We start from the raw sequence: 15,647 nt of genomic DNA on the forward strand, positions 1-15,647 counted from the left end.
GAAGTGTGAATAAAAAGGTAATTTTATTCTGTAGAATTTTTATCCCCATCTTTGGGAGGAATAATCTTAATTTTTGGCTCTTTAAACACTTTTTCGTTGGCAATTTTGTCTTCAAAAGTTAATAGGAGTGAAGGCAATAATATTAAATTAGAAGTCATAGCAAAAAGTAATGTTATGGATACTAAACCACCTAAGGCAATTGTACCACCAAAACTAGAAACTGTAAAGACTAAGAACCCAAAAAACAATACTATTGAAGTGTAAAACATACTTACACCAGTTTCATTTAATGCTGCATAAACTGACTTTTTTATCTTCCAGTCATTCGCAATTAATTCTTGTCTATATTTTGCTAAAAAGTGAATTGTATCATCAACAGAAATACCGAATGCAATACTAAATACTAAAATTGTTGATGGTTTTATAGGAATGTCAAAAAAGCCCATTAAACCTGCAGTTAACAATAATGGTAACATATTTGGCAATAATGAAATTAAAATCATTTTATAAGAACGGAACATCCACGCCATAAATAATGAAATTAATATAATTGCTAATGATAAAGAAAAAACTAAGTTTTTAATTAAATAATTAGTTCCTTTTATAAAAACCAATGCTTTACCAGTAAAGGAAACATTGTATCTTTCCTTCGGAAATTCTTTGTCTACAACACCTTTTAAACGCTCTTGAATAATGTCCATTTTATCGGTACCAATGTCCTTCATAAACGTGGTAATTCTTGCATAACGACCTGTTGAATCTACAAAATTCTTTAACATTCCAGAATTATTTGTAGAGTTTTTAGTGTATGCAAAAATATGACTTTGCTCTTGTGAAGTTGGTAGCTGATAATACTTTGGATTTCCGTTGTAATAAGCCTGCTTAGAGTATTTTACTAAGTTAATTACAGAAACTGGTTTCGATAATTCAGAGAAACTTTCAATAGCTTCATTAATTTTTTCCATCTTTTTTAAAGTGGAAAGTTTCATTACTCCTTTATCTTTTTTGGTGTCTACTAAAATTTCGAGTGGCATAATTCCACCAAATTCCTTTTCAAAGAATTTAATGTCTTTATAAAACTGCATTCCATGTGGCATGTCTTCAATTAAACTACCCGAAACTCTAATTTGATAAATACCAATAATACCAAATATTATAATTAATACGGTTCCAAAATACACAGAAATTCTTCTGTTTCTAACTGTATTTTCCATCCATTTTACCACATTATCGATCCATCTTTTTTCAAGGTGATTTAAATGCTTTTTCTTTGGAAGTGGCATAAAACTATAGATGATTGGTATAATCAATAATGCCAAAATGAAAATACTTATAATGTTGATTGAAGCCAAAATACCAAACTCTCTAAGTAACTGACTTTTTACAAAAATAAAGGTTGCAAAACCAGAAGCTGTAGTAATATTAGTCATTAAAGTTGCGTTACCAACTTTAGATATTACACGTTGTAAAGACTTGGCTTGGTTACCGTGTTTTTTTACTTCTTGCTGATATTTGTTGATTAAAAAGATGGCGTTTGGTACTCCAATTACAATAATTAATGGCGGAATTAAAGCTGTTAAAACAGTAATTTCATAGCCAAATAAACCAATAAAACCGAATGCCCAAATTACACCAATACTTACTACTAAAAGTGTTATAAAAGTTGCTCTATAAGAGCGGAAGAAAAAGAAAAAGATTACTGCGGTTGCTAACAATGCAAGTAGTACAAAAATCCCTATTTCATCAACAATATTTTGAGAGTTTAAAGTTCTAATGTATGGCATTCCAGAAATACGAACTTCAATATTATTGTCTTTCTCAAATTTTTCAATAGTTGGCGTTAATATATTATGAATAAACTCTGGACGTTCTTCAGTATTTACAATACTCTTCTTAATATAAATTGCGGTTTGTATTGTTCCGCCTTCATTATATAGTAAGTTATCGTAAAAAGGAAGCTTGTCGAATAGTTGTTGTTTTATTTGATTTACTTCTTCTTGTGTTTTTGGAGTGCCTTTAAACAACGGTTCTACAACAAATTTTTGCTTTTTTCTATCTGCTTTTAGTTTTTGAATATCTGCTAAAGACACCGTAAAATCTACTTGAGGAACAGAATCAAATGTTTTAACTAATTTGTTCCAGTTATTAAATTTTTCTGGTGTAAATAATGTTGAATCTTTAACTCCTAGAATAATTAAATTTCCTTCTTCACCAAAAATTTCTAAGAATTTATTGTACTCAAGGTTTGCTTCATGATCTTCAGGTAATAGGTTAGCTTCAGAGAAAGAAAAACGTGTATTTTTTGTTTGAAGTGCTAAAAAAGTAGTAGCTGCAGCTATTAATATTAAGACAATAATTCTATTTCTTAAGATTAGGCGGGCTACTTTAGTCCAAAAGTTCATTTAAAAAAGTTTTAGCAAATATAATTAAAAGTTTGTTGTTTTTTAAGCAAAAAAAAGAGTGTAAAAACACTCTTTTAATATTGTTATTTGGTTGAAATTATACAGTCATAATTTCTTTTTCTTTTACAGAAAGTTTTTCTTCAGTGTCTTTTACAAACGTGTCTGTTAAATTTTGAATATCTGATTCTGCTACCTTTTTCATATCATCAGAAATATCTGTTTTTTTGATGTCGTTATTTGCCTCTTTACGTGCATTTCGGATACCAACTTTTGCGTGTTCAGCTTCAGCTTTAGCTTGTTTTGCTAAATCTCTACGGCGTTCTTCTGTTAAAGCGGGAACATTAATAATAATGTTTTCTCCATTATTCATTGGGTTAAAGCCAAGATTAGCATTCATAATTGCTTTTTCAATTTCTTGCAACATGTTTTTTTCCCAAGGTTGTATTGCAATTGTTCTTGCATCTGGAGTATTAACGTTTGCAACTTGACCTAATGGTGTTGCAGAGCCATAATAATCTACCTTAACATTTGCTAACATTGATGGTGATGCTTTACCTGCTCTAATAGCACGTAATTCTTTAACTAAATGCTCAATTGCACTATTCATAGCCTCTTTGGCTGTGTCTATAATAAATTCTGTTTCTTCGTTCATCTTTAGTATTTTTAAAAGATTCGATAATTAATTATCAACTACTGTTCCAATTTGTTCTCCAGAAATCAATTTTAGTAAATTTCCTTTTGTATTCATATCAAAAACAATAATTGGAAGTTTGTTTTCTTCACTTAATGTAAAAGCTGTCATATCCATTACTTTTAACCCTTTTTTGATTACATCTTTAAAGGTAATAGTATCAAATTTTATAGCATTTTTATCTTTTTCTGGATCTACGTTGTATATTCCATTAACACGAGTTCCCTTTAAAATTGCATCAGCATCAATTTCTATTGCTCTTAAAACCGCAGCAGTATCTGTTGTAAAATACGGATTTCCGGTTCCAGCTCCAAAAATAACAACTCTTCCTTTTTCTAAATGACGAATTGCTTTTCTTTTAATATATGGTTCTGCTACTTCTTTAATTTCTAATGCAGTTTGTAAACGTGTATGAACATCTTCGTCTTCCAATGCGCTTTGTAAAGCTAAACCATTGATACAAGTTGCTAACATTCCCATGTGATCTCCTTGTACTCGATCCATCCCGTTTGCTGCACCAGCAACTCCTCTAAAGATATTTCCTCCACCAATAACAATAGCAATTTCTACACCTGTTGCTAATACTTGTTTTATTTCTTGAGCATATTCTTTAAGACGTTTTGGGTCAATACCATATTGTCTATCGCCCATTAAGGCTTCTCCGCTTAATTTTAAAAGAATTCTTTTGTATTGCATAGTTTTGTTGAAAGTTGAGCAAAACTACGCATTTTTTTTGAGTTTATTTTTTATTGAAATAAAAAAACCTCGCAATTTTGCGAGGTTTTTAAGTAAAGTTTTAAGGATTTAATTATCCTAAAGTAACTCTTTTGAATCCACTTACAGAAACATCTCCGTAAGTTTTAACATATTCAGCTACATTTTTCTTTTCATCTTTAATAAAAGCTTGGTCTAAAAGACACTGCTCCATATCTAAAGTTGTATTGTCAGAAATGAATCTTTCCATTTTCCCTGGTAAAATTCTATCCCAGATTTTTTCTGGTTTTCCTTCAGCAGCTAATTCAGCTTTTGCTGCTTCTTGAGCTTTTGCTAATACTTCATCAGATAATTGAGACATAGAAATAAATTGAGGTACATTTTTTAATGTTTTCCCTAATCTTCCTAATTCAATATTATCTTTTTCAATAACAGCAATTCTAGCTTCAGTTTCTGCAGCTACATAAGCAGCGTCAAAATCTTTATAAGATAAAGTTGTTGCTCCCATAGATGCTACTTGCATAGCAACGTCTTTAGATAAAACATCTGCTTTATCTACAGCGTTAGATAAACCTACTAATGCAGCAATTTTACCAATATGAGTATAAGAACCAACATAAGCAGCTTCAATTTTTTCGAAAGCTGTTATTTCTAACTTTTCTCCAATAACACCAGTTTGTTCAACTAATTTATCAGCAACTGTCATACCTCCAAAATCTGCAGCTAAGAAAGCTTCTTTGTCTGCGCAGTTTAATGCGATATCAGCAAATTGTCCACCTAAAGCTACAAAAGATTCGTTTTTACCAACAAAATCAGTTTCACAAGCTAAAACAATAGCAACACCTTCTGTGTTTGCTTCATTAATTCTTGTTACTGCAACACCTTCTGTAGATTCTCTATCAGCTCTTTTTGCAGCAATCTTCTGACCTTTTTTACGTAAGATGTCAATTGCTTTATCAAAGTCTCCTCCAGCTTCAACTAATGCCTTTTTACAGTCCATCATTCCAGCTCCAGTTGCTTCTCTTAATTTTTTAACATCAGCAGCACTAATCTTTACTGTTTCCATGTTATTTGTGTTTTTTGATTATAATTATTTTTTTTCTTCAGTAGGTACTTCAGTAACTTCAACTTTAGCTTCTACAGCTTTAAGAGCTTCTTTTTTAGCAACTTCTTTAGTTTCTTTTACTTTTTCTTTATCTGCTTTTCTGTCAGATAAACCTACAGCAATCGCATCAGTTACATAAGATAATACTTTATCAATAGATTTAGAAGCATCATCATTTGCAGGAATTACATAATCTACTGGTCTAGGATCAGAGTTTGTATCTACCATTGCAAAGATTGGAATGTTTAAGTTTAAAGCTTCTGCAATTGCAATGTGCTCTTTCTTAACATCTACAATAAAAATTGCAGCTGGTAAACGTGTCATATCAGAAATTGAACCTAAATTCTTTTCTAATTTTTCACGCTGACGGTTAATTTGTAACTTTTCTCTTTTAGATAAAGCGTCGAAAGAACCATCTTGTTTCATTCTATCAATATGTGCCATTTTCTTAACAGCTTTACGGATAGTAACAAAGTTTGTTAACATTCCTCCAGGCCATCTTTCTGTAATGTAAGGCATGTTTACAGCTTTAGCTTTTTCTGCAACGATATCTTTTGCTTGCTTTTTAGTTGCAACAAATAAGATTTTACGTCCTGAGTTAGCTATTTTTTGTAACGCAGCTGAAGCTTCGTCAATTTTAGCTGATGTTTTATACAAGTCAATGATGTGTACACCATTACGCTCAGTATAAATGTATGGAGCCATGTTTGGGTTCCATTTTCTAGTTAAGTGTCCAAAGTGTACACCACTATCTAATAATTCTTGAATATTTGCCATTTTAAAAAATGTGTTTACGTTCTGTTTTCACAATATTTGAGTAGTTTTTCAAGTCTCAAATATTTAGATACTAAACTGTTTATAATTAATTTATATAACAGTCTCTTGGTAGTATAATTGCCAAAATATATTCGGCAAAAATATTAACGCTTAGAGAACTGGAATTTCTTACGTGCTTTCTTCTGACCGAATTTCTTACGTTCAACCATTCTTGGATCACGAGTTAATAAACCTTCTGGTTTTAATATAGCTCTGTGTTCTTCGTTTATAGAAACTAACGCTCTTGTAATTGCTAAACGGATTGCTTCTGCTTGACCAGTAACACCACCACCATATACATTTACTTTAATGTCATAAGACTCTAAGTTCTCAGTTAACATTAATGGTTGTTGAACTTTATATTGTAACGTTGGAGTAGTAAAGTAATTTTTATACTCTTTTTTGTTTACAATAATGTTTCCTTTTCCTTCTGAAAGATAAATACGAGCAACTGCTGTTTTTCTTCTACCTATTTTGTGTACAGTTTCCATTATTTAAGATCGTTAAGGTTAGTAAGTTTAGGTTTTTGTGCGTCTTGACCGTGCTCAGTTCCTGCATATACATACAAGTTTTTGAATAAAGCACTACCTAATTTGTTTTTTGGTAACATACCTTTTACTGCTTTTTCGATTAATCTTGTAGGATCTTTCTCAAACATTTCTGTTGCAGTAAGTGATCTTTGACCTCCTGGATAACCCGTGTGACGGATGTAAGACTTTTCAGTCCATTTCTTTCCAGTTAATTGAATTTTTTCTGCGTTGATAATTACCACGTTATCTCCACAATCTACGTGTGGTGTAAAACTTGGTTTGTACTTACCTCTAATTAGCATTGCTACTTTAGAAGCTAGACGACCCAACGTTTGCCCGTCTGCATCAACTAAAACCCACTCTTTGTTTACCGTAGAGCTGTTTGCTGATACTGTTTTGTAACTTAATGTGTTCATTACACTATTAGTTTTTGTTTATTAATAAAAAGTTTTTCCCTTAAAAAAGGACTGCAAAATTACAACTATTTATTTGATTGGCAAACACTAATTTAAGTTGTTTTTTTATTGAAAATGAAGTGATTAGGTTTTTCCTACAATTCTAATTGTACTTTTAGATTGAGAACTCATAATATTATGCAATCTAGACAGCGTGTTTGCACTGTTTCTAACGTCTAAAAAACCATCGCTATTAATTTTGGTATGCATATCACCAACGGCAATACAACCTTGTATTTGAGTGTAATAATTTGCAACATGAATTTTGGCTTCACTTCTTCCTGGAACACCTTTTAATTCCCATAAACTTCTATTAAATTTATTTGAGAACTCATAATTTAGATTGTAAAACCCTGAAGGAACGCAAGAAACATTTCTAGCATTATTTTTCCATTCAAGTTCTAATGTTTTACAATCAAAAATAAGTTTGCTTCCACCGGAAGGTAAATCTTCAAAGACTAATAAGTGCCCTAATATTTCTGGACCAATATAATTGTTTCTGTATAAAACCATTTTTTTCATAACATAGTTGTTTTGATTAAACGGTTAAAATTAAGCTACTTAAAACTAAATACATCAGCATTTAAACTGATTATGCTATAGGAAAAACGCTGTAAATGGTTTTTGTTGAAGTTTTTAAAAATTTGGTTTGATAGAAAATGACATTTTATCTCTAGAAGTTGGATGTAAAAATTCAATAAACTCTGCATGTAAATGCAATCTGTTTTTCTTTGTTCCGTATAAGTCATCTCCAATTATAGGAGAGTTTAATCCGTCTTTATGAGCTGCGTGGACTCTTAATTGATGCGTTCTTCCAGTAATTGGGTAAAAATAAACACGTGTTGTATTGTTTTTTTGTTCAATAATTTCCCACTCTGTAACTGCATTTTTTCCATGTTCAAAACAAACTAACTGTCGTGGTCTATCATCTAAATCTACTCGTAAAGGCAAGTTGATTTCACCTTTTTTTTCTGTTAGATTTCCTTCTAATAAGGCAATGTATCGTTTCTTAATAGTTCTGTTTATAAACTGACTTTGGAGTGTTTTGTTAGCTTCTTTGGTTTTTGTTAATAGTAGAATCCCGGAAGTTGCCATGTCAAGTCGATGTACAATTAAAGGTCCAGTTGCATTTGGATATTTTTCTTTGATTCTTGTATACACTGAATCTGTAATTTCTTTTCCAGGAACCGATAGTAATTCGGCAGGTTTGTTTACCACAAGTAGCACATCGTCTTCGTAAATGATTTCCAATTCTTTTTCTTCGGAAACATTTTCAATCAATAAATTGGCGTCCATTTCAACGCCTTCTAACATGTGCGCTAAAATTGGTTTACATCTACTTTGGCAAGCTGGATAATAATTTTTGTGCTTTCGTATTGCTGAATTTGGTGAAATTCCCCACCAAAACTCCGACATAGAAATTGGAGTTAAGTTATTTAAAAAAGCATATTGTAATAATTTTGGAGCTGCACATTCTCCAGCTCCTGCAGGTGGTTTTATTGCAGGATTGTTAAAGATATCTAACAAGTTTTTTAATTCTTTTTGTTGATTTAAAAAAGCATATTTGCTAAACAACGTTTGTTGTAAGTAGTTAGATTTTTCTTTTCGTGCTGTTTTAAGTGAAGCTATTTTTTCTTCAAAATTGATTAATTCTAGTCTGTTTTTTTTAATTTTAAGATCATAATATTCAACTAGTTCTTTGTAGAAAAATTGATCGTTATAACTTTCTTGAGTTAGTTTTTTAATGAGATTATTGAAATCAGAATCGTTTAAAGTTGCTTGTGCATTTTTTTTACGAAGTTTTCTATCCTTTTTAGAAAGCCTCATCTTTTTGCGTTGTAGTGCTAAATCTTCCGCAATAGTTTCCGTTATTTTTTTTACTGATTTTTTTAATTTGTTATAATTTTTATCTTTTTTAAGTAAACTTAATTGTCGATTAATTTCATCAATTTCAAGTTCACCTTTTATATAAAAACTGCCTTCGGTTCTCATATTAAAAACAGGAGGAACAAATTTTTCGGGTAGACTTTTGTCTGCTAGTTTTCCTGAAAAAGCTGCCAAATAACCAATTTCATTCTTTTCATTTTTAACAACTAAAACGCCAAACATTTTTCCAATTGGCAAGTCGGTTTGTGTTTCATTTAAACCAAAATTATGTTCAAAATCAGTTTGATTTTCTAAATACTCTTGCAGTTCTTTTGCTGCTATTTTAGCAATTAAACTAGGTTCGTAATAAAACGGAAAGGTAAACTTAGCGGGAAGTTCAATTTCTGAAATATCGGTTTTGAAATGTTGAAAATGTTTCAATTTATGTTTTTTACTTTAAATGCTATTCCTTAGCGCCATGGCTTTTTGCGGTCTCTATCCAAAGTTCAGAAATTCCTTTTGTATCTGCTCCCAAACCTCTAGATAAATGTAGTGCTACACTAATTAATAAGGTTGAAGCTTGGCTAAGTTCTTCTAATGTTTGTATGCTTCCAAATTCTTCTTGCGCCTTTAAAAGTAGCAATTCATTATGTTTTTGAGCAAAAATAATAGGATTTTCAGTTTCATCAGTTATTGGTGGGATCATTAAAAGATCCATCCAATCGTTGCCTATTTTTTTTGCTGAAAATTGATGAGATGCTTTTCCTATTTCTCTCCAAGCAGCCAGTGTTTTTGTATCTCCAGATTCCGATAAACCCGAATCTAAAAGTAATTCAAAACCTAAATCGGCAATGTTTTGCATCACCTTTAAGTATTCATTTAACGCTTTTTCAAATAAATCGGTTTCTTGTCCTTCAAGATATTCGCCAACGGTCATTTTTGGTAAATCTAATACTTCAGCACAATCCGTTAAACAAGGAAATGTATCGCCTTCATAAATATATTGTGCTTTGTTAAATTGAATTTGGCGACCTAACGGATATAAGCGACACGCTAACGGACGCCCCAAATGAACACTGCAACCAGCATTGTCTAAATATTGACTACAAGATTTTTGTCCTTTATTGTCGTTTTTTCCATCAAAAAGTAGTTGAATACCACCAAATTCAGAATATAAATCACGAAATTCTCTTGGGGTAATTTTTTTCTCTTTACTGAAGTTTAATAATTCCCACGGATTCAACATTACGTCTTTGCCAAAACAACAAGTTCCAGATCGGGAACAGGTTAGTGGCAATACACTTTCAGAGTTGAGTTTTGTTATCTGCATTTATGAATACTTAAATTTATTAGAAAGAAAAATTACCAACTAGCCGAAGGAGAAAATAATAAATCAGTAGGATTGTCAATATCATATAAGTATTGATAACTTCTGGTTTCTTTCAAGCAAAAAGGTTCTATAAGTTTCACCATGTTTTCAAAACCTTCTAACGTTAAAATACAGAAAAAAGTCTCATTATCTTGGGTTAAAATTCCTTCATCAGATTTGAATAAACCTAAAATTAAATTGCAATTTCTTGGTGTTATAAAATCAACTTGAGACAAATCTAATTTTTGCCTTTTGTTAATAATTGTATCAATTAATAAGTCTCTAAACAAAATTGCCTCCGCTTTGTTAAAGTTGTAAAGACGCACTATGTTTTCGTCAAGACCGTTAACATTTTCTATATAATCTAATTCCATTTTTTAATGTGCTTCTAACCAGTTTTGTCCTAAATCCATTTCAACATCTAACGGAACAGCCATTTTAAAAGCATTTTCCATTTCTTCCTTAATAATTGGTTTTATAATATCTAATTCGTCTTTATGTGCATCAAAAACCAATTCGTCATGTACTTGTAAAAGCATTTTAGATTTAAAGTTTTCTTTCTCAAAACGATTGTAAATGTTAATCATTGCTAACTTGATAATATCTGCTGCAGAACCTTGTATTGGTGCATTTACAGCATTTCTTTCCGTAGCATTTTTTACAACAGCATTTCTTGAGTTGATGTCTTTTAAATATCTACGTCTTTTTAAAACCGTTTCTACATAACCATGTTCACGCGCAAAATCTACTAAAGAAGCCATGTAGGCTTTTAACTTCGGATAGGTTTCGTAATAGGTGTCAATTAGTTCTTTTGCTTCGCCACGAGATAAATCAGTTTGATTGCTTAATCCGAAAGCAGAAACACCATAAATAATTCCGAAATTTACCGTTTTTGCGTTGCTACGTTGCTCACGAGTAACTTCATCTAACGGAACATTAAATACTTTTGCAGCGGTTGAAGCGTGAATGTCTTCGCCATTTTTAAAAGCATTAATCATGGTTTCTTCTTGGCTTAATGCAGCGATAATTCGCAATTCAATTTGAGAATAATCTGCAGCCAATAAAACATGGTTTTCATCTCTTGGAATAAAGGCTTTTCTAACCTCTCTACCGCGTTCAGTTCTAATAGGAATGTTCTGTAAATTAGGATTGTTAGAACTCAAACGTCCAGTTGCAGCAACAGCTTGCATGTATTGTGTATGAATTCTTCCTGTTTTTGGGTTTATTTCATTTGGCAACGCATCAACATACGTGCTTTGTAATTTTTTATACTGACGATATTCTTTAATATCTCTAATAATTTGATGATCTTTTTCAAGGAATGATAAAATATCTTCTCCTGTTTTATATTGACCCGTTTTTGTCTTTTTTGGCTTGTCTACCAATTTCATGTTTTCAAACAAAACAATACCTAATTGTTTAGGGGAAGCAATATTAAATTCTTCACCAGCTTGTTCGTAAATTCCTTTTTCAAGACGATTAATATCATCCGTTAAAGCAATTGACAATTCTTTTAAGAAATCTACATTTAAGTTAATTCCCTCAATTTCCATGGCTGTTAAAACCGAAACTAATGGCAACTCAACTTCGTTGTATAATTTTGTTAGGTTTCCTTCGGATAATTCTTTGCTAAAATGCTCCTTTAATTGCAACGTAATATCTGCATCTTCAACGGCGTATTCTGTTTGCTTGTCTAAAGCAACAGTTCGCATAGAAAGTTGGTTTTTTCCTTTTTTACCAATTAATTCTGTAATGGAAACAGGTTGATAATTTAAATAGGTTTCTGCCAACATATCCATATTATGTCGCATATCTGGATTTATCAAATAATGCGCAATCATAGTGTCGAATAATTTACCTTTTACAGGCATATTATAATTCGATAATACTTTAATATCATACTTTAAATTATGTCCGATTTTTTCAATTCCTTCGGAAGTGAAAAACGGTCGAAATTCCTCTAAAATAGCTTCCGTTTCGTTTTGGTCTTCTGGAAATGAAACATAATATCCTTTTCCTACTTCAAATGAAAAAGCAATTCCGATTAGTTCAACTTCCAAGGCTTTTAAACCTGTAGTCTCTGTATCAAAACAAACCGAAGTTTGCTGCATCAGCTTTTTAAGCAATAATTTTCTTGATAAAGGTGAATCTATATGTTGGTAAAAATGATTGGTGTTTTCAATAGTTTTAAATCCCGATGCAACTTCGGCTTCAGAAACAGTTCCTGTTCCTGGCGCTGCAAATAAATCGAACTGACCTTCAGTTTTTGGTGCTACTTTTTTAGCTTCAACTTTGGTTGCTGTTTTAACTTCAGTTGTTGTTTCTGTATTAAAAGTTCTTAAAAAGTTAGTTAATAAGTTTCTGAATTCTAACTCGTTAAAAAGCTCCGTTACTTTTGGAATATCTGGCTGATCTAATTCAAAATCCTTTGCATGAAAAGTTACAGGAACATCGAGCATAATGGTTGCCAATTTCTTAGAAAGTAAACCTAACTCTCCATTAGCTTCAACTTTCTCTTTCATTTTTCCTTTTAAATCTGCAGTGTTTGCTAATAGGTTTTCCATAGAACCATAAGCGGCTAAAAACTTCTTTGCTGTTTTTTCTCCAACACCAGGTAAACCAGGAATGTTATCGGCAGAATCTCCCATCATCCCTAAGAAATCAATAACTTGTTCAGGTGTTTCTACGCCAAATTTTTCTTGTACTTCTGGAACTCCCCAAATATCATAACCACCACCAAAACGAGGTTTGTACATGAAAATATTTTCTGAAACCAATTGCGCAAAATCCTTATCTGGCGTTACCATATAAGTTTTGTAACCTTCTTTTTCTGCTTGTTTAGAAAGTGTTCCAATAACATCATCTGCTTCAAAACCAGCTTTAACCATAATGGGTATGTGCATGGCTTTTAAAATTTCCTGTATATAAGGTACCGCCAATTTTATAGCTTCTGGAGTTTCGTCTCTGTTAGCTTTATAGGCTTCAAACATTTCTACTCTGTCTACACTTCCGCCTTTATCAAAACAAACTGCTAAATGATCTGGTCTTTCTCGTTTAATTACGTCTAAAAGTGAGTTCATAAAACCCATAATTGCAGAAGTGTCTAATCCTTTGCTATTAATTCTTGGGTTTTTAATAAAAGCATAATATCCACGGAAAATTAATGCAAAAGCATCCACTAAAAAAACTCTTTTTTGATCTGACATTATAGTAATTTTATAATTTAAAAGTGATGAAAATATTCCTCAAAAATAGTGTTTTTTGAGAATTGAGAAAGGTACAAAACTTTAACAAGACGTTAAAATTCATTAGAAATTTAAACAGTTATCTTTGTCAGTATTTTAAACTTTTTTTATGCCACGTTGGTTTATCCCTTTACTAATCCTTTCAGTACTTTTTTTTGTTTTAGAAATATATGCTTTTCAAGCTATAAAAACGCTTACCAAGAATAAGTTAATTCGTTATGGTTGGTTGTTATTTAGTGTTGTTGCTTACGGGTATTTTTTATACACAATGTTTACGTATGATAGAGGTAATGGGCAAACAAGAGAATTTCAATGGGCAGTTGGTATTTTACTTATTGCTTTAATTCCTAAAATTTTTATGATCATAGCTTTATTAAGCGAAGACGTTTTTAGAATTTTACAGAAAGGTGTTTCGTTGTTTTCTTCGGAAACAAAACCACTGGCAGGACGTAGAAAATTTATGTCGCAAATTGCATTAGGTTTAGCGGCAATTCCGTTTGCGAGCTTGTTGTACGGTATTTTTAAAGGGAAATACAATTACAAAGTTTTAAAATATCAGCTAACATTCAAAGACCTGCCTGAGGCTTTTGATGGTTTTACAATTTCTCATATTACTGATATTCACTCAGGGAGTTTCGATAATAAAGAGAAAATTGAATATGCTGTAGATTTAATCAATCAGCAAAAATCAGATATTCTGTTTTTTACAGGAGATATTGTAAATAATTTTGCTTCAGAAATGGATGAGTGGATTCCTTCTTTCAGTAAATTAGAAGCACCAATGGGTAAATATTCAATCCTTGGAAATCACGATTATGGAGATTATTCCGACTGGAAAACACCAGAAGCAAAAGCTAAGAACTTTGAAGCTGTAAAAGAAATTCACCCTAAAATTGGATTCGATTTATTACTAAACGAAAATCGTTACATAGAAAAAGACGGGCAAAAAATAGCCTTAATTGGTGTAGAAAATTGGGGAAAAGGGTTCAATCAAGCCGGTGATCTTCAAAAAGCATCAGAAGGCGTTAATAAAGAGGACTTTAAAATTTTACTTTCTCACGATCCAAGTCATTGGGAAAATAAAGTAAAACAAAACGATTTCAACTATCACTTAACCTTAAGTGGTCATACACACGGTTTGCAATTTGGAATAGAAATTCCAGGATTTATAAAATGGAGTCCAGCAAAATATGTTTATAAACAATGGGCAGGTTTGTATGAAGAATTTGGAAGATACGTTAATGTAAACCGCGGTTTTGGCTATCATGCTTTTCCAGGTCGTGTTGGTATTTGGCCAGAAATTACGGTCATAGAACTCAAAAAAGGCTGATAACCAGTTGGTTTGTGTAAAAATAGTATATTTGTAATTGAAACAATTTCTCCCAAGTGTTTCAGTATAAACTAAAAATAAAAAAAATGACAAAGTTTGGAGATATAATTAGTACAGACAAACCCGTGTTAATAGATTTTTATACAGCGTGGGAAGAAGTAGACAATCCTGCAGCTACACTACGTTCTGTTGCTGCTGCTTTAGGAGACAAGGCAAAAGTAATTAAGATAGACGTAGAAAAAAATGAGTTTCTTGCCGATGCGCTCAGCGTTAAAGGAAACCCAACGTTTATGATTTACAAAAATGGCGAAATGAAATGGCGTCAAACAGGTAATCAAGACGCAAAGACGCTTATAGGTTTAGTACAACAATATCTTTAATTTTTTTAGAAGCCATTCCTGCTTTCCGTTATATCTTTTTTTGAGAAAAACAAAAAAAGGATGCCACTTCAATCGGGGCTAAACTAGTTTAAAAACTTATTTAATTGCTTTAAACTTAAAACCTTTTTTAGAAAATTCATCCAAAATTTTTGGTAAAACAAAGCGTAATTTTTCGCTTGCTTTTACACTATCGTGAAAAACAATAATACTTCCGTTTGTGGTATTTTTTAGAACATTCTGTAAACATTGTTCTTTAGAAATTGAAGTGTCAAAATCAGCAGAAAGAACACTCCACATTATAATTTTATAGCCTTTTTTAATGAGTTCTTTAGCTTGAGACGTTTTTATTTTCCCGTAAGGCGGTCTAAATAAGTTGAGTTTTAAGCTTTGATAGTTACAAGTTTTTAAAGTTTCTTCAACCTTTAAAACATTATCTAAATAATCATTGGTTTTGTGTTTCCATCCATTAAAATGATTTTGAGTATGGTTTCCAACCGAATGTCCTTCAGAAAGTATTTGTTTAAAAATTTCAGGATGTTTTTCAATGTTTTTACCAATGCAAAAAAAAGTAGCTTTTGCGTTGTGCTTTTGTAATTCAGAAAGTACAAAATTGGTTATTTCTGGTGTTGGTCCATCATCAAAAGTTAAGTAAATTTCCTTTTTATCTTCAGCAAAACGCCACGTATAATTAGAGAAAATTCTCGTAAATATACGTGGCGTTTTAGTGAAATATAATTTCATTCT

15 protein-coding genes are annotated in these 15,647 nt (G+C 31.6%); 2 read left to right on the forward strand and 13 right to left on the reverse strand.

Features of this window, described 5'->3' with window-relative positions:
- Nucleotides 1-23: 23 nt before the first annotated feature.
- The 12 genes from LPB136_RS12685 to polA all read right to left on the reverse strand — a co-directional run bounded on the left by LPB136_RS12685 (nt 24) and on the right by polA (nt 13,154).
- A complete protein-coding gene (locus tag LPB136_RS12685; RefSeq protein ID WP_072556688.1) occupies nt 24-2,402 on the reverse strand; it encodes an efflux RND transporter permease subunit in 2,379 nt (792 codons plus the stop codon).
- A 97-nt stretch (nt 2,403-2,499) separates the two neighbouring features.
- Nucleotides 2,500-3,054 (reverse strand): ribosome recycling factor, encoded by a 555-nt coding sequence (frr, locus tag LPB136_RS12690; protein WP_072556689.1) that lies wholly within the window; start codon nt 3,052-3,054, stop codon nt 2,500-2,502.
- 27 nt (nt 3,055-3,081) lie between these two features.
- On the reverse strand, nt 3,082-3,789 hold the full coding sequence (pyrH, locus tag LPB136_RS12695; protein WP_072556690.1) for a UMP kinase: 708 nt from the start codon (nt 3,787-3,789) through the stop codon (nt 3,082-3,084).
- 112 nt (nt 3,790-3,901) lie between these two features.
- Entirely contained in the window at nt 3,902-4,873 is a 972-nt protein-coding gene (tsf, locus tag LPB136_RS12700) for a translation elongation factor Ts (RefSeq protein ID WP_072556691.1), read from the reverse strand.
- A gap of 24 nt (nt 4,874-4,897) precedes the next feature.
- On the reverse strand, nt 4,898-5,689 hold the full coding sequence (gene rpsB, locus LPB136_RS12705; RefSeq protein WP_072556692.1) for a 30S ribosomal protein S2: 792 nt from the start codon (nt 5,687-5,689) through the stop codon (nt 4,898-4,900).
- A gap of 143 nt (nt 5,690-5,832) precedes the next feature.
- Nucleotides 5,833-6,219 carry a 30S ribosomal protein S9 gene (rpsI, locus tag LPB136_RS12710; RefSeq protein WP_072556693.1) on the reverse strand — a complete coding sequence of 129 codons (387 nt, stop codon included), beginning with the start codon at nt 6,217-6,219 and terminating at the stop codon, nt 5,833-5,835.
- Nucleotides 6,219-6,674: a 50S ribosomal protein L13 gene (rplM, locus tag LPB136_RS12715; protein WP_072556694.1), complete on the reverse strand. Its 456-nt coding sequence runs from the start codon at nt 6,672-6,674 to the stop codon at nt 6,219-6,221. The genes rpsI and rplM overlap by 1 nt, the downstream gene beginning before the upstream one ends.
- Before the next feature lie 123 nt (nt 6,675-6,797).
- Complete coding sequence (locus LPB136_RS12720; RefSeq protein ID WP_072556695.1) at nt 6,798-7,235, reverse strand: DUF5675 family protein; 438 nt, start codon at nt 7,233-7,235, stop codon at nt 6,798-6,800.
- A gap of 114 nt (nt 7,236-7,349) precedes the next feature.
- On the reverse strand, nt 7,350-9,020 hold the full coding sequence (locus tag LPB136_RS12725) for an RluA family pseudouridine synthase (RefSeq protein WP_072556696.1): 1,671 nt from the start codon (nt 9,018-9,020) through the stop codon (nt 7,350-7,352).
- A gap of 22 nt (nt 9,021-9,042) precedes the next feature.
- Nucleotides 9,043-9,909 carry a YkgJ family cysteine cluster protein gene (locus LPB136_RS12730; RefSeq protein WP_072556697.1) on the reverse strand — a complete coding sequence of 289 codons (867 nt, stop codon included), beginning with the start codon at nt 9,907-9,909 and terminating at the stop codon, nt 9,043-9,045.
- A gap of 32 nt (nt 9,910-9,941) precedes the next feature.
- Entirely contained in the window at nt 9,942-10,322 is a 381-nt protein-coding gene (locus LPB136_RS12735; protein ID WP_072556698.1) for a hypothetical protein, read from the reverse strand.
- A gap of 3 nt (nt 10,323-10,325) precedes the next feature.
- Nucleotides 10,326-13,154 carry a DNA polymerase I gene (gene polA, locus LPB136_RS12740; RefSeq protein ID WP_072556699.1) on the reverse strand — a complete coding sequence of 943 codons (2,829 nt, stop codon included), beginning with the start codon at nt 13,152-13,154 and terminating at the stop codon, nt 10,326-10,328.
- Between the two features lie 148 nt (nt 13,155-13,302).
- Between polA and LPB136_RS12745 the strand changes: the two genes are divergently transcribed.
- Nucleotides 13,303-14,523 carry a metallophosphoesterase gene (locus LPB136_RS12745; RefSeq protein ID WP_072556700.1) on the forward strand — a complete coding sequence of 407 codons (1,221 nt, stop codon included), beginning with the start codon at nt 13,303-13,305 and terminating at the stop codon, nt 14,521-14,523.
- An 86-nt stretch (nt 14,524-14,609) separates the two neighbouring features.
- Complete coding sequence (locus tag LPB136_RS12750; protein WP_072556701.1) at nt 14,610-14,903, forward strand: thioredoxin family protein; 294 nt, start codon at nt 14,610-14,612, stop codon at nt 14,901-14,903.
- A 96-nt stretch (nt 14,904-14,999) separates the two neighbouring features.
- Here LPB136_RS12750 and LPB136_RS12755 read toward each other — a convergent pair whose 3' ends face one another.
- The gene (locus LPB136_RS12755; RefSeq protein WP_072556702.1) at nt 15,000-15,644 is read right to left on the reverse strand and encodes a polysaccharide deacetylase family protein; all 645 of its coding nucleotides are present in this window, start codon (nt 15,642-15,644) and stop codon (nt 15,000-15,002) included.
- Nucleotides 15,645-15,647: the final 3 nt, after the last annotated feature.

It is taken from the genome of Tenacibaculum todarodis (assembly GCF_001889045.1).
Taxonomy (GTDB): Bacteria; Bacteroidota; Bacteroidia; order Flavobacteriales; family Flavobacteriaceae; genus Polaribacter; species Polaribacter todarodis.